Source organism: Vibrio sp. S/42/10, assembly GCF_029890535.1.
Classification (GTDB): Bacteria; Pseudomonadota; Gammaproteobacteria; order Enterobacterales; family Vibrionaceae; genus Vibrio; species Vibrio cyclitrophicus.
Window position 1 is genome coordinate 104514 of record NZ_JAKMZC010000007.1, and the last position, 23987, is coordinate 128500.

The window sequence follows — 23987 nt, forward strand, 5'->3', positions numbered from 1 at the left end:
TTTCTTACTCCTTATACCCACTCAACATATCAAAGATAACCCGTGCAAACTGCTGAGTTTTTGTAGGGTCAGAAAGCAACTGCATCATCTGTTCTTGATGCGCTTCATTACTTCCAAGAATCGCATCATCAATCGCTTGCGGGAAATCACCTAGCATCGCCTGTTCACGCGTGTTATTGGCAATTTGACTCATTACCGCTTCATTCTCGGTGAGCTTGTCTCGAACAGTAAAGGCATAATTGATCATGTCTTTGTCTGACAGATTATCAGTAATGAACACTTCATTTAGCTTATCGAGGATATGAGAAAGGAACTCTTCCTTCTTATCTTTGGCCTTTGCAGTACCGATATCGGTACTTGGCTCAAGTTGGTAGTCAGGAGCATCTTCTTTGAGCTGTATATCTTGCTGGCGGATCTTAGATAGACGGTAGTGGCTCATTACCACGTTATCTAAATCTAACTCATCTTCCTCAATCACCTTCTCACGCAACAACGGGCGCAAGTGACGCGCATACAAGCTCAGTTTTTCTAGCTCTTTATCATCGTAATCAACGAGCTGAGACATAAACTCATAGAAACGGGTAAAGCTGCCGAGATCCTTCTTGAATACCTCAAGACGGTCTTTCTCTTGCTTGCAGTCTTTGAAACTATTCTCTGCATTGGCAATAAGAACAGCGTCACCCGTTTTCTTAGTGCGTTCAAACATCTCTTTGGCTTTAATATAAGCCTCTACCGCTGAGGTATAACGCTTTTGCCAACGCTCTTTGGCTGGGTGACAGATGTTACTGATTGCTGCATTAGATTTGTTCTTGGTGAAAAAGGCTTCGCAAAACTGCTCTACTTCAGACCATAAGAAGATGCCACTGGTACGTAGCTTCTCATACAGGTCAAATACCATGCTAGGATCGGTTACATCCGCTAGCTCTGCGGTTTGATAATAGGGCTGGAAAGAACCCAAAATCTCATCTGGCTCATTGTAAAAGTCTAAGACGAAGGTGCCTGTTTCTGCCTTACCCGGATAAGTACGGTTAAGACGAGAAAGTGTTTGAACACACTCAACGCCGCCGAGCTTCTTATCAACATACATAGCGCATAGCTTAGGTTGGTCAAAGCCAGTTTGGAACTTGTTCGCGACAAGCATTACCTGATAGTCATCACTATCGAAGGCTTTACGCATATCCCGACCTTTTAAGTCTGGGTTCATGTTCTTCTCAGTGAACTTCTGATCGATATAAGCAAAGCTATCAGGATCATTGGCGTTAAATTCGACTTCGCCCGAGAAGGCTACCATAGCGCGAATCGCATCATAGCCACTCTTGTTCTCGGCGAGCGCATCCGCCACGTACTTATCAAAAGCTAGTTTGTAACGCACCGCCTCTTTACGAGAGCTAGTAACCACCATTGCTTTAGCCTGACCACCTAATAAGCCCATGACGTTATCTTTGAAGTGTTCAACAATCACTTTGACCTTTTGAGAGATATTGTGATCGTGTAGGCGCACCCACTGACTTAACTTCACCTTAGCTCTCTTGCTATCGACTTCTTTATCGGCGGCTTCCATCTTCTGCGCTAATTGATACATCACCTTATAGTTGGTGTAGTTCTTTAGAACATCGAGAATAAAACCTTCTTCGATAGCTTGGCGCATCGAGTAAACGTGGTATGCCTTAGGCTTATTCTGCTTTGATGGCGCAAGTTCAGGCTTAGGTAAACGCCCAAATAACTCCATAGTCTTTGGCTTTGGGGTTGCCGTGAATGCGTAGTAGTTGAGATTGGCGCTGCCTTTACGTGCAGCAATGGTCGCATCCAAAATATCTTCCGAGGACAACTCGACATCATCATCGGCTTCTTCGGTCATCAATACTTCTTTTAACTGACGAGCAGTAGAACCACTTTGTGATGAGTGCGCTTCATCCGCGATTACAGCATAGCTACGCTCTTTCAGGCTGGTACTGTTTTCTATCGCACGTAACACAAACGGGAAGGTTTGTATGGTTACGATGATTATAGGTTGCGAGTTCTCTAACGCTGAAGCCAGCTTCTCAGACTTAGAACCATCGCCCTCTTTGTTATTGATACGCCCTACCACACCATCGGCATGTTCAAATTGGTAGATAGTATCTTGCAGTTGGTCATCAAGAACGGTTCTGTCAGTTACAACAATGACAGAATGGAATTGCTTGTTACCTTCAGCATCATAAAGCGTAGAAAGCTGATGCGCAGTCCATGCAATAGAGTTCGACTTACCCGAGCCCGCACTGTGCTGCACAAGATACTTGTTACCAGTACCCTCTTCGATAGCGGCGTCAATCAGCTTAGTCACGACATCCCACTGGTGGTAACGCGGGAAGATAAGCGTTTCCTTTTTGTATTTACGCCCTTCCCAGTCTTCCTTCTCTTCAATTTGAAGGTGAACAAAGCGACCGACGATATTCAATAGGTTGTCAGGGACTAACACCTCATTCCACAGATAACCCGTGGCATAAAGGCTCTTATCTTTGGGTACATCATTGCCCGCACCGCCTTCTTTAGTTCCTTTATTGAAAGGAAGGAAGAAGGTGTCATCACCTGCCAGTTTGGTTGCCATATACACTTCATACTGGCTCACAGCGAAATGCACCAAAGCACCGCGCTTAAAGCTCAATAAAGGCTCTGGTTTCTTGGTCGCAGGGTCTTTCGGTAGGCGTGTACGTTTGTACTGCTTAATCGCGTTCTCTACCGCTTGCTTGAACTCTGATTTCAATTCAAGCGTTGAGACTGGTAAGCCGTTAACGAACAGCACCAGATCAATACGCCATGCCTTAGCCTTTTTACCTGTCGCTTCTAGGTGCTCTTTAGTGGCATAAGGGCTATAAACAAGCTCAGGAACGATACGGCAGATATTCTGCTGATAACGCGCCAAGGTTTCAGGGTTTAGATTATGCTCCGGCTTAAACTGACATAATGAGAAACGTGCATTACGGATCTTCAAGCCGTGACGAAGCACACCCAAAGTACCAAAACTACGTGAGGCTTGATCGGTGGCGTTCACATCGGCTTTTTTTAGTTGAGCAACCAGTGCTTCAATATAGTGACGGTCGGACTCATTCGGGTAAACCTTACAAAACTTCTCCCACTCTTTGGGTTGCGTTTCTTTAACAAAGTTCAGCACATCCTGTTCGTACAGTGCTGACTCTCGGTTATAACCTTCGGGTTTACCTTCTATCCAACCATTCGCCACCATCTGACGAATGATGTCATCTTGGAAGATACGCTCTTGAGTTGAATCAAGCATGATTACCCCCTAAGTTAAACCACCATTCTGAAACAAGGTTCGTGAAATGAGAAAAAACAAGAAGAACCCCATCATGTGAAACACACCCAACAGCAAATAGTGCAATAAAGTATGGTGCATATAAATCAAGTGATGCTCTATATCTTATTTGAGCATCCCACCATGTTTGATAAATAATCATCAGTGCTTTTAATGAATGAACAAACGCTATAGGGCTAGCCAACTGAACAATATAAACCCTCTGGTTTTCATCTCTATCAGTACTACTATGGTTGTACAAGTCATACTCTATCTGTGAGTTAAAAAACCAATTTGGATGGATACGAGTTGTCAGCGTCAAGTCCCCATCATGAGCAATACCCGGATCATCAGGACTCAAGTTCGCTGGAGCCACATCAACAACAAAACCTGAAACTTCAAAGGGAGGTTCGTTAGGAGGTGCGGGTCTCTCAAAAAAGTGATGTTTTAGAACCCTTGAAGTCCAATCATTTCGTATCACAGCCTGATACTGAGCAGCATAAGCATGATAACGAATAAGCAAAAAGCCGACAGAGAGAAGCAACAGAGTCATGACACCATCCATATTTTCAAATGACAATTTGAAAATAAATGTGTTGACCTCTTCCAATTGAGCCTTGGTTAAAAAACTAGCTAGAACCAGCATAGATATAATAACCAACAGCCGCCTTTTTTGTGCTAACGGTTTATCCTCTAAAATCGTGCTACTCAGTTCATTTGGTGTCATTACTTACTCCATCAAAATCACGCACATCGATTTTTCCGGTAACGGCGGCTGAGATTAGGGCGGTACGGCGCTCTCGCAGTAAACTAACCTGCTTATTAGCTTGTGTTTCAAGTTCTTGGAACTTCACCAATTTAGACTGAACATACTCAACAATCTCGATTTGCTCATCAATCTGTGGGAATACACCAAATACCTTTAACAGGTTCTGTATAGACAAACGGCGTAAAGCTGCCCCCTTAACAAAGCTCTCTACCTGCTCTTTAACAAGAGAGCTTTGAAGAATGAAGTCCAAAAATTCGGGGGTAACTTTTGCTCTATCAGGACGAATTATGATCAAAGAGGAAGCCACAACAAAATCAATTTGAGAAGGTGTTATAGCCGTTTGACCGATAGTCCCATCCTTACTGAACAACACGTCACCTTCAAATGGCATACAACCTGTTTTTACAAGGTATTGATAGCTTGAAGGAGACGTTAACAGAGCACCATTAAAATTGATAACGCCATCTTTAATATCTCGAATAGATACAAAGTAATGTTCACCACCATTTGTCTCAGGTGATATATGAGCACCATCCGTGACTTCCGAACATTTGTATTTGAACAGGCAAACATCCCAATGCTCCGGCACTTCCCCCAGCCACTCCACACCGGAATCTTTCATCTGTGCATCTGCATTTAGTCCTTTAGTTACCGCATGACTGATCACCGCTTGGCGCTTTTCTTTTAGCAGCTTGATAAGTTGCTGCTGCTTGTCGATCAAAGTATCGATTTTGGCGATTTCGTGATCGAGGAAGTGAACGATGTGCTCGACGTGAGCGAAATTTCTAGGAAGCGCTACCTTTATGTCGCCAACAGTGTCTGTATTGAGGTTGAGCTGAGTTCCCATTTTACCCAACCCCTTATACGCTTGCTCACCAGCGAAAACGTAGAAAAGATATTTATTTGGTATTTTCAAGTCTGGAAAGTAAACAAAACCATCGTGAATACACGCTTTAATTTTGTTTATACATGGTTTTCCTACTGTACCCGCAATGCTCAAGAAAAGCTGGTTTGGCTCTAACCTGACGCTCAAAGAGCTACCTAGCTCTGACAATGTCTGAGTAGTGGTTTCTAGGAACATTTTGGAAGCAGAAACATCAGCAATCCTTACCCATGCATATTCTCCCTCTTCATCAAAGTATTTAGGGTCATCAATCGGACGAGGTGATGCCCCTCGCTTTACAGGGCTGAGGTGCTTGATCTTAATAATATCCCACTCACTTGGAACATTTTCCAACCATTCAACGCCAGAGTCCTTATATTCTGGATACGCCTGATATCTTTTGGTTTCGCTCAAGACTGTCATTACGAATGCACCTCTTGCAGTAGTTTCATAATGTTTTTACTCACCAAATCTAAATCAGCATCAATTACTTCTAGTTCACGTGGTGGCTGGTAGACATAGAAATGGCGGTTAAATGGAATCTCATAACCCACCACACCAATCTCATTGTCTTTGTCATCGCGCTTGTCAGCGTTAATCCACGCATCGGCAACGTGTAGCGCGACTTCTTTATTGAAATATGTTTCGATCAACTCAGAGGTGCTTACACTTGGATCTAGTGGCACGTTCTCGTTATCGCGCAGGTCGCCATCTTGCTGGAACTCAACTACTTTACCTTTGTATTTAAACGCGCCGTATAATGGCTGTGCATCTTCTTTTAGGGCTTTTTTGACGACAGGTTCAGCCTCTTGGTTTTTCCACGTTACCGCATCAAGGAACTGCTTTTTCTCTTTGGTATCCAATTTGATACCTGTGTTTTTAAGCGCACCTTTCAGCGTCAATTCAAACTGGTTGAAGTCATCAGACTGGTGCGTTTTCCCACCAAGAGATTGGCCAATTTCAGCTTGAAGCTGTTGGGCTTTTTCCATTAGAGATTTTTGGAATAACCAAACTTTGCTATCCAAGACATCTTTGATTTGCTTCTCTTTTAGCTCTAGGAAATCCGCTTTAATTAAGGCACGAACCTCAGTTTCAACATCACCTAACAGACCATATGCCTCGTCTGTCCACTCTGAACCAAACTTCTCATAAATTGCAGGCATAACTACATTAAATGGCTTAGGAGCAAAACGGAGAGTATTGATTCGCTCATCCGTTAGTTGTGTAGACAAACGTAAAGGGCGCTCAATCGTTAGGCGGCGATAACCAAACTCGTGGGTACTGAAAATCTTGCTGGCGAAAGTTTTAGGTGCTTCTGTTTTTGGTTTCGCTGACTGACGTCCACGATTAGACTTTTGCTCTGCTGGCTTATCAAGCTCACGAGCATCAACTACTTCAAAATCACCAAAGCTACGCGTAACAGCTTTAATATCGTCTTCACTCATTACGTTACGCTTAGAGCCTAGCGACTTACGCATCTTGCCACACAGGCTAGAGCCATCAATTAATTGAACTTTGCCTTTACGTTCTGAGGCTTTCTTGTTGCTTAGCACCCATACGTAAGTTGCAATACCTGTGTTATAGAACATGTCGGTTGGTAGCGCGACGATAGCTTCAAGTAAGTCAGCTTCAAGGATGTAGCGACGAATTTCACTTTCACCACTACCAGCACCACCTGTAAATAGTGGCGAACCATTCAGAATGATGCCGATACGACCACCATCCGTAACACTACCGTCAACAGCGTGAGTGTCACGCATTTTGCTGATCAGGTGCATCAAGAACAGTAAAGAACCATCAGACACACGAGGTAAGCCCGCACCGAAACGACCATCGAAACCTTTTAGGGTATGTTCGTCTTTGATCTCACCTTCAATCTTCTTCCAATCAACGCCGAACGGAGGGTTCGATAGCATGTAGTCAAATTGGTCTGCTGGCAGTTGGTCATTAGATAAGGTGTTACCTAGTTTGATACGGCTAACATCTTGCCCCTTAATCAACATATCCGCTTTACAAATTGCGTATGACTCTGGGTTTAACTCCTGACCAAATGCACGCATCACTGCTTTAGGGTTCAGCTCATGAACATATTCCATACCTGAAGATAGGAAGCCGCCCGTACCCGCTGTAGGGTCGTAAATGGTACGAATAATGCCGTCTTTAGTCAGAGCATCATCATCTTCCGTAAACACAAGCGATGTGGTTAAGCAAACAATATCACGAGGGGTAAAGTGCTCACCCGCCGTTTCATTCGAGCTTTCAGCAAAGCGTCGAATCAACTCTTCAAATACCAAACCCATTTCATGGTTGGATACTTTGCTTGGGCTAAGGTCGGTAGTCGCAAACTTCTTCACCACCTTGTATAACAAGTCAGCGTCATCTAAAAGACTAACAAACTCATCAAACTTAAAGTGCTCAAAGATTTCACGAGCGTCTGCCGAGAAACATTGAATGTAGTTATCTAGATTATCCTTTATGCCACCCAACCCCATCTTACCTAGGTTCATTGGTGAGGTATTGAAGAACGACAAGCCTTTTTCGTTGCTAGGTGACTGAGTCGCGCGAAGCAGCATCTTCTCTTGAGCTTCTTCAGGTAAGTTCATTGCTTTCACTTTCTCAGCCTGAACTACGACGGCATCTTTGCTTTCTTCTAATACACATTCAAGGCGACGAAGAAGAGTGAAAGGCAAGATAACGCGCCCGTATTGAGATTGTTTAAAGTCACCGCGAAGAAGGTCGGCAACCGACCAGATGAAGGCCGCTTGATTGTTTGATGAAGTGCTCATGGATAAATAGCCTCTAAACGATTATTTTTGTGTAGTTGTTTTTGTTTATGTATTTGTTGGTGAGATATGAACATGAACTCAACATCGTCACTATCAGGTAATTTTTTGCTATAAAAGTAGAACGCTTCTAGGCCGGAGTCCTCTTCTAGGTCAATCAATCTCACAAAAGGAAATAGTTTAACTTTGTCTTCGCTATTTTGAGATGATACAAAATAAAGCTCATCATCTGCGAATGGTGTTTTCGATGACACTTTTTTTAAGCCAAAGGGATAGCACCCTAAACCACTGTACTCTTCAAACTCATATGTATATTCTTTTTCATTCCAAACACCTGAAATTGGCCGTACTAAATAGTAACTCCCAAAAAACTCATGGAATATATTAAGGAAGTCTAAGTATAATTTATCAACTTTTTTAAAGATTCCCCTTGCTGCCGATTTTGTTGGGTAACTTCCATGACCAGACGTATCATTCCTTATAGTTACACTCTTATCAAACAACTCTAATAATTTCTCATTAAAAATAACATCAACAAGCAAAGTCTTATTATTCAAGTTAGAAGATTCTTTTATTATCTCTTCAAGTAACTTAACCCATGTTCCAAAAGTTGCATTTTTAAGAAAATGTTTCTGTGATCTTAATATTTTCAAAACATGATCCAATCCAGACTCTTTCTCGACAAAACCTAATGCAACTGACACAGAGAATATTGATAGGCATTCAAATAACTTAAGTAATATTTCATAGCGAGCTTTATAATCAACTTCACTTATACTTCCATAATGATGCATTATATTAGCAAAAGGGTATGGTGCTAGCTCTATCATTCTAGAATGAAGGTCTTTATCAACAGGTAAACTATAACGTTCAAGACTATAGTCATTTTTGTCTTCCATCCAAAGATCAGTCTCTAGAGTCGACAATCTTTGCTTCCATTTAGCAGTTTCATCCAGAAGCAAAGCAATCTCTTGTTGTGTCTTTAATTCTGGAAAATCAATATACTTTCTGAGGATGTTATATTTGTTCGGGGTATTTAAAACACCACTAGAACTATAGGTTATTAGCCACTGCTTCCACTTTTCGCTATTAAAAAAATATTTCAAATAGTCTAAATCAAAGTCAAAACTTAATGAAAATAAGTAGTACTTACTCTTATCAACGGATAATAAGTGGTTTTTCTCTTTGAATATTACTTTATTCCACCTCTTAGATATTGCTATGTCCCAGCATTCATCATTCTCTTTAAAATAATATCTAAATTGTTTAACCGCATTTTCATTTACATCATTAAGTAGATCAAATGAAAACTCAACACCAATTTTACCTAAAGCACCATCTTTATCATCAGTATAACTCCGATCAACCTCATAACCTTCATGAATATCATTTAACATCTCAACTAAGTGCGCATTAGTATCGACATTTAAAGGAACACGCTCATACTCAAACTTTCGACTATTTAAACCAACCTTAACCTGCCTATATTTAAAGTCATTGTTATGTACAATTTTACAGCCATCTCCACCTTCAAAATCGTAATATTTAGAAACCAACTCAGAAATTGAATTATCATCAAGGTAGACATTTTTCATACCTACCCCTTTTTTTAAGTTAAGCCCTAAATCACCACCATCTATTAATTGAACGACGTTCTTTCTTTTTGGCTTTTTATTGCTATTCAATATCAGGACATATGGTTGAACCGACGTGTTATAAAACATATTTTTAGGTAATGATACAATAGCTTCCAGCAAATCAGCTTCAATAATATATCGTCGAATTTCACTTTCACCACTACCAGCATCACCACTAAATAAACAAGTACTATTCACTATTATACCGGCTCTGCTTCCACCTTCACTCTTATCTTTGAGCTTACTGATTGTATGAAGTACAAATAGCAATGTCGCATCAGAAGCTCTAGGTAACCCTGCACCAAAACGTCCATTAAAGCCTTGCTCTTCATACTCATTCTTAATTAGGCGCTCTACATTACTCCATTTTAACCCAAATGGAGGGTTAGAAAGTACATAGTCAAATGTATCAGTAGGGAGTTTATCTTGAGAAAGAGTGTTACCTAGTTTGATACGGCTAACATCTTGTCCTTTAATCAACATATCAGCTTTACAGATCGCGTATGACTCAGAGTTTAGCTCTTGACCAAATGCACACATCAAGGCTTTTGGGTTCAGCTCATGCACATACTCCATGCCTGAGGATAGGAATCCTCCCGTACCGGCCGTAGGATCATAAATAGAACGAATGACACCATCTCTGGTAAGAACATCATCATCTTCCTTGAGCACAAGAGATGCAGTCAAGCGTACAATGTCTCGTGGAGTGTAATGCTCACCAAAACTCTCACTTGAGCTTTCAGCAAAACGACGATTCAATTCAGAGAACACAGTCCCCATTTCATAATTTGAGAGGGTACCTACACTTAAATCGAGCGTAGCAAATCTTTTAACAAAAGCGGACAGTAAATTAGCTTCTTCTAATAAAGATAAGGATTCATCAAATTCGAAATGTTCAAAGATATCTTGGGCATCTTTAGAAAAGGATTGTATATATTTGTTTAGATTAGCTTTAACATCACCTTCTAACGTATCGACAAGGCTCATTGAAGATGAGTTAAAGAAAGAGAGACCATTTGTAGCGCGTAACAACATCTTTTCTTGCGCTTCTTCTGGTAAGTCCATTGCTTTAACTTTATTAGCTTCAACTACAACAGCATCTTTACTTTCTTCTAACACACATTCAAGACGTCGAAGAAGTGTAAATGGCAAGATGACACGTCCATATTGAGAGTGTTTGAAATCACCACGAAGTAGGTCGGCAACCGACCAAATAAAAGCGGCTATTTGAGAAAGGTTTATAGTGGTCATAAAGAAAAAAACCTGAAGTAGCAATATGCATAATTCAGGGAATTATATCTGAGTAGTATCTATCTGTCTGATATGTTGAACGTTATTTCATATCTAATTTTTGCTTTGAGCTCGACGCAGTATCAACACTATGTGGAGAAGGATATTGGATAGCCGTTGCCATAACCCTTTTCGCAATATCTTTGACAATTGAGGCAGCTTTTGCATCAATTTCAGTTTTTACGTCCAAAGGAAATAGAGGGTAACTCGCATCTAAAATAATTTGATCTAGCAAATTAAGTGACAACAGATTTAGCTCTAGGGTTTCTAGCAACCAGTCATAACGAGATGAATTCTCTTCCTGATCTTGTTTGCTGATGAATCCGGAATTTTGGCAATGCTTCAACACTGCTAAACGGATTTGTTCTGACTTCAATTCTGGTGTTGTCATGCTATTGGCTAGCAATTTCTCAAAATTTTGTTTTTCCATGGTTTTCTTTAAACATACAAATTGCACAAAACCAGTGCAACTTTTACTGGGGGGAGTTGAGAGGGGGTATCCCAATCTCACCAGTGGCCAAAAAACTCAGCGAAGCATGAGGTTGGCCTATCTGGAATACTCATGAGTACAGCACTATTGAAATAGGTTGTTTGCATTCTTAATCGGGAAATTAATATGCTTAATAAAAAGCATGATTAAAAATTGGACAATAACAACCGAAGCAGTAAAACATGGCACCGATGGAGTGATGGCAAGGGAGCGCTACCTATTAGCTGAAAACCATCCAAACCACAGAACCACAGAAGCGATAATTTCATTGTTTGGTAGTGCAAAGAGCTCACAACGGATTGCTCTGGTTGGGGAGCAGTTCAGACTAAGCCAGCACCTCAATCGCAAAGGCGGAAGACGGTTATCCAGCTACGCGATGGAATACTGCTTAACTCTGCCAAAAGGTCATAGACCAACACCTGAGAGTTGGAAATCAATCATCAGTGATTGCTGTTTGGCAATTAGTAAGCAGCTCGAACTTAAACCAGATGAGCTTAAACAGTTCAAACCTCAAATTCGCGCGGTATTACACCAGCAGCAACAATCAGGCGTTCGTGGCACAGGTGATCACGTTCACCTCATCATTGGAAAAGTTATAAACGGTAAGGTATTGAGAGTCCTCCAACAGAAGAAGTGTACCGCTTTGCTAAAACAGGCATTTAACGCAGCAGTGCTTAAACATACAGGTTTAGACCACAAACAATATAAGCCTCACGAACTTAACAGAGGAAAAAGACTAGAAACTTGGAAATATCGAGAGCAAAAAGCGACAGATTCTATAAACATTCAAAAGCTACTGATCAAACTGCAAACTCAAGCGGATAAGTGGTTTTTAGCTAAAGAGAATGATGATTACAGACAGCAAAATAGACAAATGAATCGATTGATAAAAACTTTTGAAGAATTATCTCACGCAGAGCTACCTAGTCACCAAAAACACAATATTCTGAAATTAAAAAATGAGATTGAATCTCGTTCTAAACGAAAACTAACGCCCTAACACTCTCGGTTCAACTCCCAACATGGGAGTTGAACCGAGAGTGTTACATTTGGTCGATGATCACCAACTTAAACACCCCATTGAAAACACCTACAAAACCTACTAACCTATGGTACTAATTCATTCATTGGCACATAGATCAAAAACAGCAAGCCTTTGATATCAGTAACTTAAGGTAGGATTGCGAACGTCTCCCGCCAGCTCCACCAAACGTTTGGAAAGGGCCAACTCGAAAGAGTTGGCCCTTTTTTTATCTTTATTTTACTAGCCATAACAAGGAAAGTTTCTTTTTAACAGTGACTTACCTTTAGCACGTCAACAATAAAAAACCACACATCCCGTTGCTGAAATGTGTGGCCGTCTAGAACTGTTATCTTACGAACTTAGATAAGTTCAGGCGTTAATCCATCTCGCCCAGCAAGTAATCTTCATTACTGCTCACTACTGCGCCGTGCTTTAAGAAGTTCTTACCTAGGATCATGCTGTATTCAAAGCGAGAGCGATCTTGAAGGTTTACCCTTACCTCTTTCTCTAAGTCACCTAACTTAACCTTCATTTCGACGACAGGGCGAATGTTCACCTTCTCGCCTTTCTTGGCTTTAATACGCATCACATCAATCACTGGCTTAGTGAAATCTTGCTTATCGCCTTGGTTGTTTTGGTAGGTAAAACTCACCATGTCTTGGCCATCTTTCTTGAATCGTTTGATGTTGACTGCATTCATTGAGCTGACATCCGCGCCAGTATCCAACTTGGCAGGGAACGTCATGCCGTTGACTTCAACAACTTCGATGTGCCCAACTTTAAATAAAGGCTCCGATTTCAAAAGGTAGTCAGATCGAGTATTCACATACACCCCATCTTTCGCCATCTTTTTGCCTAACACGAAGTAGGACTCTTTCTCGTTGCTATTAAGTACGTCGATAGCAAATTCTTGTTGGCGAACTTTACCAGCACCTAAAAATTCACCACTTACAACTGGGCGAACGTCATCCCCAACTCGAAGCTTTTTGATTATTTTCTTAATGACTTTCTGTTGCTCACCATTCGCATCAATAAGGAAGAATTCAACAGAAGCATCTTTGCCTTTACCTGTCATTTCAAAACTGTCGACCTTCAACAAAGGCGTGTTGACAGTAAATGAAGCAACAGCCTTCATAGGGAAACCATCTAATGTGATATCTTCTTCCGGTGAGATAATCAGTGGCTCAGTCTTCTTCGCGACCTCGCTGAAATTCTCAGAACCTTCAGAAAGAATATTTTCAGCGTTGGTATCAATCATGAAAAGTTCGCTAGCGGTGCTGGTTCCAAACCTCAACTGTGACTCACTACTTGAACGGTCACGTAAGTACACTAGAACATCTTTAGTGATGTTTTCATCGAGTTGAACAGGTACATACACCAAAGGTCTCTTCTTACCACTCACGCTCAACATACGAACTAATGGCAGTGTCATTTCTTTTTGCTTACCGTCGTTATCGACCATATCAAACGTGACTTCATTGTTTTTCTTGTCTACATCGATATTTTTTGAATGCAAAATACTGTATCGATTCTTTAAAGAGAAGGTCCCATTCATCGCCATTCCTGAAATAGACACTACCTCTTTTCGACCTACTACTGTCGCGTTTTCCTGCTCTTGCAAGTAGTCATAGCCCGCAAATACTAAAGCGTTATCAGCAAGAAAAGTTTTGCCAATCAGCACTGGTGCTGAAAAATGGCTTCTGTCGGTAAGGTTAACGTCTGTTTTTAATTCTTGATCCGCAATGGTGAGTGACATTTTTACGGTAGGACGAAGTAAAGGCGTGCTGCTGGTGCGGCTACGTATCATGCTGACACGCTCTAAAGGCGCTTCGATTAATACCATATCTCCCGTGCGCGGGTTTTGAACTTTAAAAGACACCACAGCCTCATATTTCGCAAAGGCACTGCCATTCCAATCATCGTAATCAACATCGGAATTATTCAACAAGTCTTCGGTTAACGCCGCCATCAACTCTTTGTCTTTAAGATTCTTATAATCGGCATTCGTGCTCTTCACATGAATATCTTCAGCATGCATAGAGGTAGTTTCTGCACCAGTGTCGATTTTGCCAATGAAAGGAACGTCTTTTAGCCCTTGAACGCTAGAGAGGTATACATTCTCAGTACGGCCTAATACCGCCTTACCATCCAATTCATAAGTTGGGTTTTGAGTCGTGTGCGAAGTGTCTGTAGCCAAAGCATATTGTGAAAAAAGTAGCGTACTTAGAAGAGTTAGAGCCAAAGGTATCTTTTTCATTAGTTGGTCCGTTGTGATCAGTTCACTAATAATACTGGCGTTTCGGCGAAGAGTTCCCCTACCAGCACAGGTTCTCACATAACGTTAACGCTATGAGTTTTTCAATGACAAACCGATGACTTTGCAGAGCAATACCTTATCGATTATTGACTAATGGATACCCAATAACCTTTTTAATGCCTAGTGTTATATTGAAGAAATGAATATAAAAAAGGCCAACGACATACGTTGACCTTAGCGATTCAAAACACACCTTAAGCAGGCTTAACTTGCTAAAACACAAACGGTTCTAGATAAACATAGCACTAAAAAGTCCCGACTGTTTTCTTTGCACAGATAGCGCGAGCTTTTTCTGCGTCCTCACCTTTATTTTTTGAATCACTGTGGTTCTTATTTAAACATTGTCGATAAGATTCGATGTAACGCTCAAATAACACCTTTGCTTCAGGTAGAGGTTTATCGAGCAGTTGGGTAACGAACTTTCTTGATCCAACCTCAAAATGTTGAGTATCGATTGGGCTATTCCAATCCCCTCCCCAGATCATAAAACCATGATGGGCGAACAGCTCAACCACTTCTTCTGCCATGCCTCGACGTTCAATTTCATCACGCGCGCGAAAACGAGTACGATTCACATAGCTTGTCGCAGATTTTGAAGGCTTTACCGTGATTTTTCCGTTGCTATCGAACTCTAAGAAAGGGTTTTGAACTGGGTTGATGTCTATTGCCACACCATACGCATGTTTCGACCAACCTCCTCCGCCTGTAATAGGACGAGCGTTAAACGCACTGCTGTTGTTCGCATCCATTGAGGCGTTATCGTCACCTCTGAATTCACGCATTAAACGAGCGGAATGAAGAGGAAAATTGCGCAGTTTGAGCTCTGAAAAGATTTGTTCAACAGCCGGCGCAACAACATCAAGCACAATCATGTTCCCCTGCTGCGTTTCGCCCTTAAAGTTAACGAAATCGAAATCCACTTTGGATAATCGCTCACAACCAACGGGGGCACCGCTACTCAAGACATTGTTCTTTTTCATCATGTCGCATTGCCATTGAGATATAGGGGCAACTTGAGCATAACTCGCAGCACTAAGCACAGTGGCCAGCCAGCCGACAAAAAAACGTTTCATATCAAAGACTCAAAAATAATAAGAGTGGAAGTAAACAGGGTTTGAAAAATAACACATTAAACAAAGCTAAACGCACGCTTTGTTAGCGCGGTTTATTCCAATAAACAATCTCTCTAACTCGTCCGTTCTGATCTGTGTCAGGAGCTCCACCAACATCAGAAAGCTCAGGCAAGGTCGATAATTGCGGAGCGTGACAGGCAACCAGCATAAGTACGAACGCATCGTAAATATCGTCTATTGCAACGTCTTTACGCTTTGTGTTTGAAATGGCCAACAACAAACCGTCACACCATTGAGGGGCTAGTTGCTGAATAATAGAAAGCCGTTCATCTTTGCCTTCTTGTGTTCGTTTGGAAAAGGTCAACGGTTCGCCTTTCAAAGCTGCAAACACGACCTCAGGATGTGATTCTCTTATAGAAAGATCTGGATGAGCTTCAATGAGTTCATCAAGCTCACGGATCTTGGGCACAATTCCCCAAGTCTGCTTAGAAAACTTCTTATCAAGCTGCTCCACATTTGCACTGCACGCCGCAATGTAATCGGTTTGATAAACCGCCTCACGACACGGTACCGGAAACACCGAAGATCCACGTTTGCTGGTAAGAAAACGCCTTGCTGCTTTGTCGCATAATCTATCCGGAGTCTGTGAATCGCTAAAACCAATCGGCATATCGATTAACGTCGTCGAACCTGCAAGTTCATCGACTAACTCATCGAGCGTGTTTACCACTTTGAACGTAGGTAGCTCATTGCCAGAGACAATCCAAGCGATCCACCCCGCCTTGCAGCCATCAATTCCGATGTATTTCATTGTTGTCTTGATAGTAAATCGCCTCAATAACTCGTTTATTTTCTGCTCAGTTCCACTCACTGATCAGAAGTCGACTTTTTACTCCACGTACTTGCAAGCCCATTGCATCAAACACCTCTTCAAAGTCTCGACACAGTGCTGGTATGTTGGGTAAAGAAAGTGCCGCTTCAGAAAAAAACTGCTGTTCAAAATGATCAGAGTCGCTCCACGCCAATTGCCACCATTCAAGAATCCGAGACTTAGACGAACGAAGCTTTTCCGCTGTGGGAACTTTATCACTTTTACTTAGGTTCTCTTTGCTCGTAGTTGGAAAGAGGTTCCACTTATCGTTGTTTGGCCAGTAAGCAAAAGGCAAACAGTGATCAACGTGATACTCATTTTTCAATGACTTTCCACTCCAGACGCTAACAATGTCGGCACGATTAGATCTAAGTTGCTCGACACGTTTACGCACATCGCGAGTGTCGTGGTTTTGATCGATCCATACCAAGCAGTCGTGATAAGTCTGTAATGAGATATTTCGCTGTCGGTTTAACTCGAAACGCTGCATCTCCATGACCCATTGATTCACCACTAGCGGTTCAATCCAAGAGTGGTAGATTCTAAAGCACTCCCACAGGCTTTCATCGAGAGTGAAATAGCCAAAACTTTCTAGGAACTCACTATCCATGACCAATGATTCCCGGCTCTTCCGTCGTTTTTGAGGAGGGTATATATCGAATAGTCTGTTGTCTTTCGAGCCTTGATAAATAAACGTCACAGGCCCTGATTTAATGGTGCTAATCGTCTGTGAAAATAGCTTTTGTAAAGCCTTGGCTTCCTCGCCCAAAAACATAGTTCCAATAGCTAGATCATCGGCACTTAAGTGCTTGAGTTTGTTCCAGCCATCTTCTTTTACAAACCCAAGTCCCTTCGTTGTGTTGCTATTTTGCTGAATCCCAGTGCCTTCTATATCGATATCAATCAAGCGCTTAAACTGTCTAACCCAATAAAGAGCGACCAAGCCCATTGGAAGTGAGATTTTCCCATCAGTTCGATCAATCACAGCGCCAGAATGAGCATCAGCTATTCTCAGTAAGGTTCTTAACAAGGCCAACTTGTATGTCGCTGACTTATTGTCATTCACAATAATGTGTCGCACCTTGTTCAAGTCACCGGAACCATCATCAGGTAATGTCATCACCACGGTTTGCCACCACACTTCACTGCGGTTCAAAGTATCTTGGCTATCATCGACATGACGAACCAACAAGGCACTGTTTTTTGATAACCGCTCAAGTTCTTCAACTGAAACTTGGTACCCTTCTCGACTATCCTGAAACTCCCCATGACGCAGAGTAATCACCAACTTGCCGTTTGGGGCTAATAAGTTAGACAACTTTCTAAATGCACGCTCTCGATAGGACGGGGCTAAGTGCATCCAAACAGCACTCACCAGTATCAGGTCAAAGCGCATTCCGAGGTTTTCAGTGCGGCCAAGCGAAGGAAGTGAGTCATCAATCCATGTAACACTTGGCCCGGTATATTCAGAGCCTTGCTCGCGTAATGAGTCACTGGGTTCTATTGCGATAACGTCAGCCCCAACTTTCTGCATCCATAACGCATCACGTCCACTACCAGCACCGACATCTAGCACTTTATCACCCTCTAAGGGCCAATAAGCTTGCCAACTTTGATGTACCGTCTCGAACGTCACTGAGTTGTACTGCTCACAAAGTGTGTGGGCATTTTTATCGTAAAAAGGAATCGATGAGGACATATGCGCTATTGGAGTAAGGAAATTAACACCATAGTAATGGCGGCCATACAGGATTACTAGCGGCACATGTAACTTCAGCTACATCCATAAACATTCATCGTTAGTCACTGTTTTATATCAATATATATCTATAGGACGATTCCTGTAATCTACGACTTAAAATTAAACTCCACGGAAAATGAAACAAACCAGGTGCAAGGTGACACGTGAACAGGGATAATTATTTTGATGCTACCCCAACCTCACCCCCTGCAGAATTAGACTAATGAACACATACTCACATATAGATACCCCGTTCAACCTACGCCACACCTGTTGGTTTTGTGGTGAACCTTCCAATGATGTTGTTGAATTTCCTAAGACAGCGCAAGCTGTTGCCAAGATTGGTCACTCACCGATAGCACTGCCGGCTTGTAATGAGTGTGCGAGAATTAACTACTCAAAGAATCTGACCTCAATTTGGGCTGTGCGCGATCAGATAAAACACGCACTCATCGATAAATATGCAAAGCACTTAGGGGTTGGTGAGAACTGGACGGAGCAAGAGCTTATTGATTCAGATTTCTCGGGCTCGACGCTTGGCGGGTTTGGGCGCAGTGCTTGGAAGATGTATCAAATCGCCAAGCAGCGAATTGACTATAAAGGTTGGCCTTTGTCGGTTGATGACATTGTAATCGAGGCCTACGACGAAACCAGTGGCTTTGAATTCGACGGTACTCGTTATGCTTCAATCAATTCGTGTATCGACTACTTCACCAAGGCTGCGGGCGTAGACAAAGAGCTGCTATCGCAACTTGTCGACATCGTTTCAACTGACCGTTTTAGCTACGCGCTTCGAATCGCCAAGCTGAATAAGAATGTCTCTAATACCAAACGCTCAGAGATCATCGAAGAGGTGTTACAGCAAGAGTCTGAGCAAGAAGAGATACAGCTTGAGCAAGCCAATTCACTGTTCAACCCAAATGTCGAAGAAGTCAGCATTTCAGGTTCGACGGCTCCGGTGTTCGCTATTCAATGGGCAATGATGAATAACGTTAAAGATTTAGCTCACCTTTGTTCACTCGAAGATGATTATTTTGACTATTTCGAACACTTAGGAGGTCCTGCAGCTTTCATGTCTTATAACGGCCTACAACTCTACTTGGAATCGCGTCAAGATCCTGAATGGGTAGAAAAGTCAGATCCAAATAAACAGTATTGGTGAACATGCCTCGCTACTAGTGAACACGTGTAAGCTCGATGATCGTGTCAAACACCCATTGTTAGTCCTTGTTTTATATAAAGATCTAAAAACAGAACCCTATAACAGTTAATTGTTGCAATTCGGTTAAATAGAGTGAAAACTTCAAGCATCTAAAACTATTTAATCACTGCAATCTTGCGGTGAGTAAGGAGTGAATTGTGCTTGCTGTTCTTCGTATAATTTTGGCTACGGTGTTTATTATTTTCACCACCCTCTGTGCTTTTGTTTACTGCTTGTTTAGCCCCAAGAACCCCAAGCATGTGTACGTTTTCTGTCGTTGGTTCAACCAGCTACAAAAGATCGTCGGTGTAAAACTGGTGCAGCGCGGCCTAGACAATGCGCCAACGTCAGAAAAAAGCGTCTACATCTCTAACCACCAAAGCATATTGGATTTTGTCACCGACCCAGGAATGCTAAGGCCTCGCACTGTTTCATTGGGCAAGCGTGATTTGTTGTATGTGCCTTTCTTTGGTCTGCTGTATTGGATCACCGGTAACATCATGATTAACCGCGAAGATAAGTCCAAAGCACGTGATACCATCAAGCAAGTGGCAGAAGCGATCCATCACAGAGATCTGTCTGTTTGGGTTTACCCAGAAGGAACACGCAGTAAAGGGCGTGGATTATTGCCATTCAAAACAGGGGCTTTCCGGATGGCGATTGAAGCCGGCGTACCTATTACCCCAATGTGTACCAGCACTACGCACAATAAGATTGACCTCAACCGAGTTAATAATGGCATTGTGATCACCGAGATGCTGGAACCTATCGATGTGTCTGGATACAAGCTCAGCGACGCAAGAGAGTTAGCCAATCGCTGTCACGCACTCATGGCAGAGAAAATCGCAGAACTTGATGCCGAAGTGGCTCGTTTAGAGGAACAACAACACCCAGAGCTGGATTCAGACCGTTCTTCTACGAGCTAACTCACAACGAACACACTGAGCCATCGCTCAATGACTTAAAAAGACACTCAACGATCGCAACTCTCATTGTTCTTGTTTTACATGCCGGCGCTTATCCGCAAAATAAAAACAGGCGTTAATGGCTTTATAGAGCAATGGGAGTAAACGATGGAAGTGATTCACCATGGTGGCAAACATACTGTCACCGGATCTTGTCACGAGCTAAGGGATTCAGGCCAAGCGGTGCTCATCGACTGTGGCCTTTTTCAAGGTTTAGATCTTCAAGATAAAAAGCTTCAAGGGGAAGACACACACCCTTTTGATATTGAATTTGAAACGTCCCACCTTAACGCTCTGCTGCTGACTCATACTCACATTGACCATATTGGCCGATTACCTTGGTTACTCGCCAGCGACTTTAACCAACCGATTTATTGTACGCAAGCCACCGCAGAACTCGCTCCTTTAATGATTGAAGACGGGCTAAAACTGCAAGGGCTCAGTCATAAACAATCAAAACTCATACTCAAAAAAATTCATTCGTTGATTGATCCTAAGCCTTATGGTGAGTGGTTTTCAATCGCTCCTAAGCAGCAAAATAACGGAATGGATCATCATAGGCCAAATACTCTGTATGCTCGCTTTCAACCTGCTGGGCACATCTTAGGTTCCGCCTATATCGAGATTAAGCTATCTAGCCAAGAGATTGTGGTCTTTTCTGGTGACTTAGGGCCAAGTAACACACCACTTCTGCCCGATCCAAAGCCACCACAACAAGCCGACTATCTGTTTATTGAATCCACATATGGCACAAGTCAACATGATGATATTGCTACTCGTTCAGACCGCCTCAAAGCGATCATTGATCGTTCGCTGCTCGATGGTGGCGTCATTCTAATTCCGGCTTTTAGCATCGGTAGAACACAAGAGCTTTTGTTTGATATCGAACACCTGATCTTTAAGCATCAACTCAGTAGCGATATTCCTATCATCCTCGATTCTCCCATGGCAGAGAAAGTGACGCGTTCCTACCGACGCTTTAAAGAGTTGTGGGGGCAAGAAGCAAAACAACGTCTTGAACTGAAACGTCACCCACTCGCTTTTGAGCAATGCATTACTGTTGATGGGCATAGAATGCACAAGAAAATCGTCAATCGCCTGCGTTCGACAGGTGAACCCGCAATTGTGGTCGCAGCTTCTGGGATGTGTCAGGGCGGCAGGATAATGAACTACTTATCAGCTTTACTTCCCGATAAACGCACCGATGTAATTTTAGCAGGCTATCAAGCTCACGGAACGCTCGGGCGAGAGCTACAACAAGGAGAGAAACAGGTTTCCATCGATAACCAACACGTTGAGGTGAAGGCTCAGATCCATAGTATGTCTGGCTACTCTGCTCATGCTGATAAAGATGATCTCAATCGATTTATAGAAGAAATAACCGTGCCACCCAAAGAGGTACATTTGATTCACGGAGATCCAAACACTCAGTCTGAGTTCGCTCAAGCTTTGGTTGGAAAAGGATTTAAAGTCGTTTAAAACAGGCGATTGATTCACGATTTCTGATTGCGGTAATCCTTACGGAAAGTTCTAAAAATCACTACTGATATTTTAAATAATACCTCCCCTTAAACCTGCCTAATTTCACTATATCGGTGATATATTCTTGCGTCTTTACCGTCGTAATGTGTTAACAGTCATTAGTACTGAACAACGTTTCCTCTCATTTTTCTTCTACTTTCCCTTCTGACACATATTGTGAGTTTCGAAAATTTGTATTAATCACTATTTATTCACTTTACAAACCGACACTAAAAACAACTAATTGCATATCAATTTTAATGGAACGATTATCAAATTAGCACTAAGCGTTAACAAACACCCCCTGTAACATGCTTTATGTCACAGTAATCCTAATAGGCAGTTAAATAATTTAACACTCGGGTTACAAGTGAAGTATTGTGTTGTTCGAAAAACAATCATAAGCAAAACTAACAGGGAAAATACTCATGCAGTCATTCGTTGATTTTTTGAATGGAATAATCTGGAGTCCAGTACTTATCTACCTATGTTTAGGTGCAGGTTTGTTCTACTCCATCATGACTCGATTTGTTCAAATCCGTCACTTCTTTGAAATGTGGCGCTTGCTACTATCGGGTAAAAGCTCGTCAAAAGGCATCTCGTCTTTCCAAGCTCTGGCCGTTTCTCTATCTGGCCGTGTCGGTACAGGTAACATTGCTGGTGTTGCTGCCGCTATCGGTTTCGGCGGCCCAGGTGCAGTATTCTGGATGTGGGTAGTGGCTTTCTTTGGCGCTGCAACAGCTTACGCAGAATCAACGCTAGCGCAAATCTACAAAGAAGAAGATGAAGGCCAGTTCCGTGGTGGTCCGGCTTACTACATCGAAAAAGCGATGGGTCAAAAATGGTACGCTTGGATCTTTGCTATCGCGACTATTTTTGCATGTGGTATTTTGCTTCCAGGTGTTCAGTCAAACAGTATTGGTAATGCTGTAGAAGCTGCATTTGGCTCAGGTGACATGATTGAAACAGCTATCGGTACATTCAGTTTCGCTAAAATTTTCACTGGTACTGTAGTTGCTATTATCCTAGCGTTCATCATCTTTGGTGGTGTTAAACGTATTGCGAACTTCACACAAATCGTTGTTCCATTCATGGCACTGGCTTACATCATCATCGCGTTCGTTATCATTCTGCTAAACATCGGCCAAGTGCCAACGGTTTTCGCAATGATCATTGGCGATGCATTCACACCTATGGCAGGCTTCGGTGCTGCAATTGGTTGGGGTGTTAAGCGTGGTGTTTACTCAAACGAAGCGGGTCAAGGTACAGGTCCTCACGCGGCTGCGGCTGCAAGTGTTGATCACCCAGCTCAGCAAGGTTTGGTACAAGCGTTCTCTATCTACATCGATACACTTCTAGTATGTTCAGCTACAGCGTTCATGATCATCATCACTGGTGCTTACAACGTTCACGGCGGCGCTGAAGGTGTGTTCCTTGTTCAGAACCTAGCAGCAAACATTGGTGCCAACGGTCCTGTATTTACACAGCTTGCTATTGAAAGTGCACTACCAGGCATTGGTAAGCCGTTCATCGCATTTGCTCTGTTCTTCTTCGCATTTACAACAATTCTTGCTTACTACTACATCGCAGAAACGAATATTGCTTACCTACGTCGTACTATCAAAATTCCTGGCATGATGTTCGTACTTAAGCTTGTTCTTATTACTGCCGTTTTCTATGGCACAGTTAAAACAGCGAACCTTGCATGGGCAATGGGTGATGTTGGTGTTGGTTTGATGGCGTGGTTAAACATTGTCGGTATTCTGATCATCTTCTTCATGTCTAAGCCTGCGCTTAAAGCTCTTGCAGACTACGAAGAACAGCAGAAACAAGGCGTCACTGAGTACACGTTCAACCCTGTAAAACTAGGCATTAAAGGTGCTACCTACTGGGAAGAGAAGTACAAGCGTAAAACAGGAAAATCTCCTGAAGCTGAAACTGCAGACACTAAACCTGTAGAGCAACCTTCAGCTTAAACTCGCCTTAACAAATAGATTGCTTTAACAAATAGACCTCTTTAACTGGCTCTATTAATAACGCATAAAAAAGGGGTTAGCCATTTCGGCTAACCCCTTTTGTTTTGTTCATAACCAATAAACAGCTTATAACAAACTAACTGTTCCCGAGTTA

Annotated in this window: 15 protein-coding genes; 5 read left to right on the top strand and 10 right to left on the bottom strand. The window is 42.3% G+C overall.

The window, feature by feature from the left end; all coding sequences use genetic code 11:
• Positions 1 to 4 precede the first annotated feature (4 nt).
• The 6 genes from L8S15_RS10070 to L8S15_RS10095 all read right to left on the bottom strand — a co-directional run bounded on the left by L8S15_RS10070 (position 5) and on the right by L8S15_RS10095 (position 11084).
• Entirely contained in the window at positions 5 to 3274 is a 3270-nt protein-coding gene (locus L8S15_RS10070; protein ID WP_280572900.1) for a DEAD/DEAH box helicase family protein, read from the bottom strand.
• A complete protein-coding gene (locus L8S15_RS10075) occupies positions 3267 to 4019 on the bottom strand; it encodes a hypothetical protein (protein ID WP_280572903.1) in 753 nt (250 codons plus the stop codon). The genes L8S15_RS10070 and L8S15_RS10075 overlap by 8 nt, the downstream gene beginning before the upstream one ends.
• Complete coding sequence (locus tag L8S15_RS10080; protein ID WP_280572904.1) at positions 4006 to 5367, bottom strand: restriction endonuclease subunit S; 1362 nt, start codon at positions 5365 to 5367, stop codon at positions 4006 to 4008. The genes L8S15_RS10075 and L8S15_RS10080 overlap by 14 nt, the downstream gene beginning before the upstream one ends.
• Positions 5367 to 7730, bottom strand: a complete 2364-nt coding sequence (locus tag L8S15_RS10085) for a class I SAM-dependent DNA methyltransferase (RefSeq protein ID WP_280572906.1) — start codon at positions 7728 to 7730, stop codon at positions 5367 to 5369. Before L8S15_RS10085 ends, L8S15_RS10080 begins: the two co-directional genes overlap by 1 nt.
• Positions 7727 to 10615: an N-6 DNA methylase gene (locus L8S15_RS10090; RefSeq protein WP_280572908.1), complete on the bottom strand. Its 2889-nt coding sequence runs from the start codon at positions 10613 to 10615 to the stop codon at positions 7727 to 7729. Before L8S15_RS10090 ends, L8S15_RS10085 begins: the two co-directional genes overlap by 4 nt.
• A gap of 82 nt (positions 10616 to 10697) precedes the next feature.
• Positions 10698 to 11084, bottom strand: a complete 387-nt coding sequence (locus L8S15_RS10095) for a hypothetical protein (RefSeq protein WP_280572910.1) — start codon at positions 11082 to 11084, stop codon at positions 10698 to 10700.
• A 157-nt stretch (positions 11085 to 11241) separates the two neighbouring features.
• Here L8S15_RS10095 and L8S15_RS10100 point away from each other — a divergent pair, with 157 nt between their 5' ends.
• The gene (locus L8S15_RS10100) at positions 11242 to 12144 is read left to right on the top strand and encodes a hypothetical protein (protein WP_345781726.1); all 903 of its coding nucleotides are present in this window, start codon (positions 11242 to 11244) and stop codon (positions 12142 to 12144) included.
• A gap of 400 nt (positions 12145 to 12544) precedes the next feature.
• Here L8S15_RS10100 and L8S15_RS10105 read toward each other — a convergent pair whose 3' ends face one another.
• The 4 genes from L8S15_RS10105 to L8S15_RS10120 form a co-directional block, all read right to left on the bottom strand.
• On the bottom strand, positions 12545 to 14425 hold the full coding sequence (locus L8S15_RS10105) for a RimK/LysX family protein (RefSeq protein ID WP_010440630.1): 1881 nt from the start codon (positions 14423 to 14425) through the stop codon (positions 12545 to 12547).
• A 305-nt stretch (positions 14426 to 14730) separates the two neighbouring features.
• Positions 14731 to 15558 (bottom strand): M15 family metallopeptidase, encoded by an 828-nt coding sequence (locus L8S15_RS10110; RefSeq protein ID WP_010440629.1) that lies wholly within the window; start codon positions 15556 to 15558, stop codon positions 14731 to 14733.
• 82 nt (positions 15559 to 15640) lie between these two features.
• On the bottom strand, positions 15641 to 16369 hold the full coding sequence (locus L8S15_RS10115; protein ID WP_010440627.1) for a DUF429 domain-containing protein: 729 nt from the start codon (positions 16367 to 16369) through the stop codon (positions 15641 to 15643).
• A 46-nt stretch (positions 16370 to 16415) separates the two neighbouring features.
• Complete coding sequence (locus tag L8S15_RS10120; protein ID WP_016784814.1) at positions 16416 to 18128, bottom strand: class I SAM-dependent methyltransferase; 1713 nt, start codon at positions 18126 to 18128, stop codon at positions 16416 to 16418.
• 265 nt (positions 18129 to 18393) lie between these two features.
• On the opposite strand from L8S15_RS10120, the gene L8S15_RS10125 reads away from it, so the two are divergent.
• From L8S15_RS10125 to L8S15_RS10140, 4 genes are all read left to right on the top strand, one after another.
• Complete coding sequence (locus L8S15_RS10125) at positions 18394 to 19332, top strand: hypothetical protein (RefSeq protein ID WP_010440623.1); 939 nt, start codon at positions 18394 to 18396, stop codon at positions 19330 to 19332.
• Between the two features lie 197 nt (positions 19333 to 19529).
• Entirely contained in the window at positions 19530 to 20297 is a 768-nt protein-coding gene (locus L8S15_RS10130) for a 1-acylglycerol-3-phosphate O-acyltransferase (RefSeq protein ID WP_010440621.1), read from the top strand.
• A 147-nt stretch (positions 20298 to 20444) separates the two neighbouring features.
• Entirely contained in the window at positions 20445 to 21815 is a 1371-nt protein-coding gene (locus L8S15_RS10135) for an MBL fold metallo-hydrolase (protein WP_010440618.1), read from the top strand.
• 470 nt (positions 21816 to 22285) lie between these two features.
• Positions 22286 to 23833: an alanine/glycine:cation symporter family protein gene (locus L8S15_RS10140; protein WP_016767148.1), complete on the top strand. Its 1548-nt coding sequence runs from the start codon at positions 22286 to 22288 to the stop codon at positions 23831 to 23833.
• Positions 23834 to 23987: the final 154 nt, after the last annotated feature.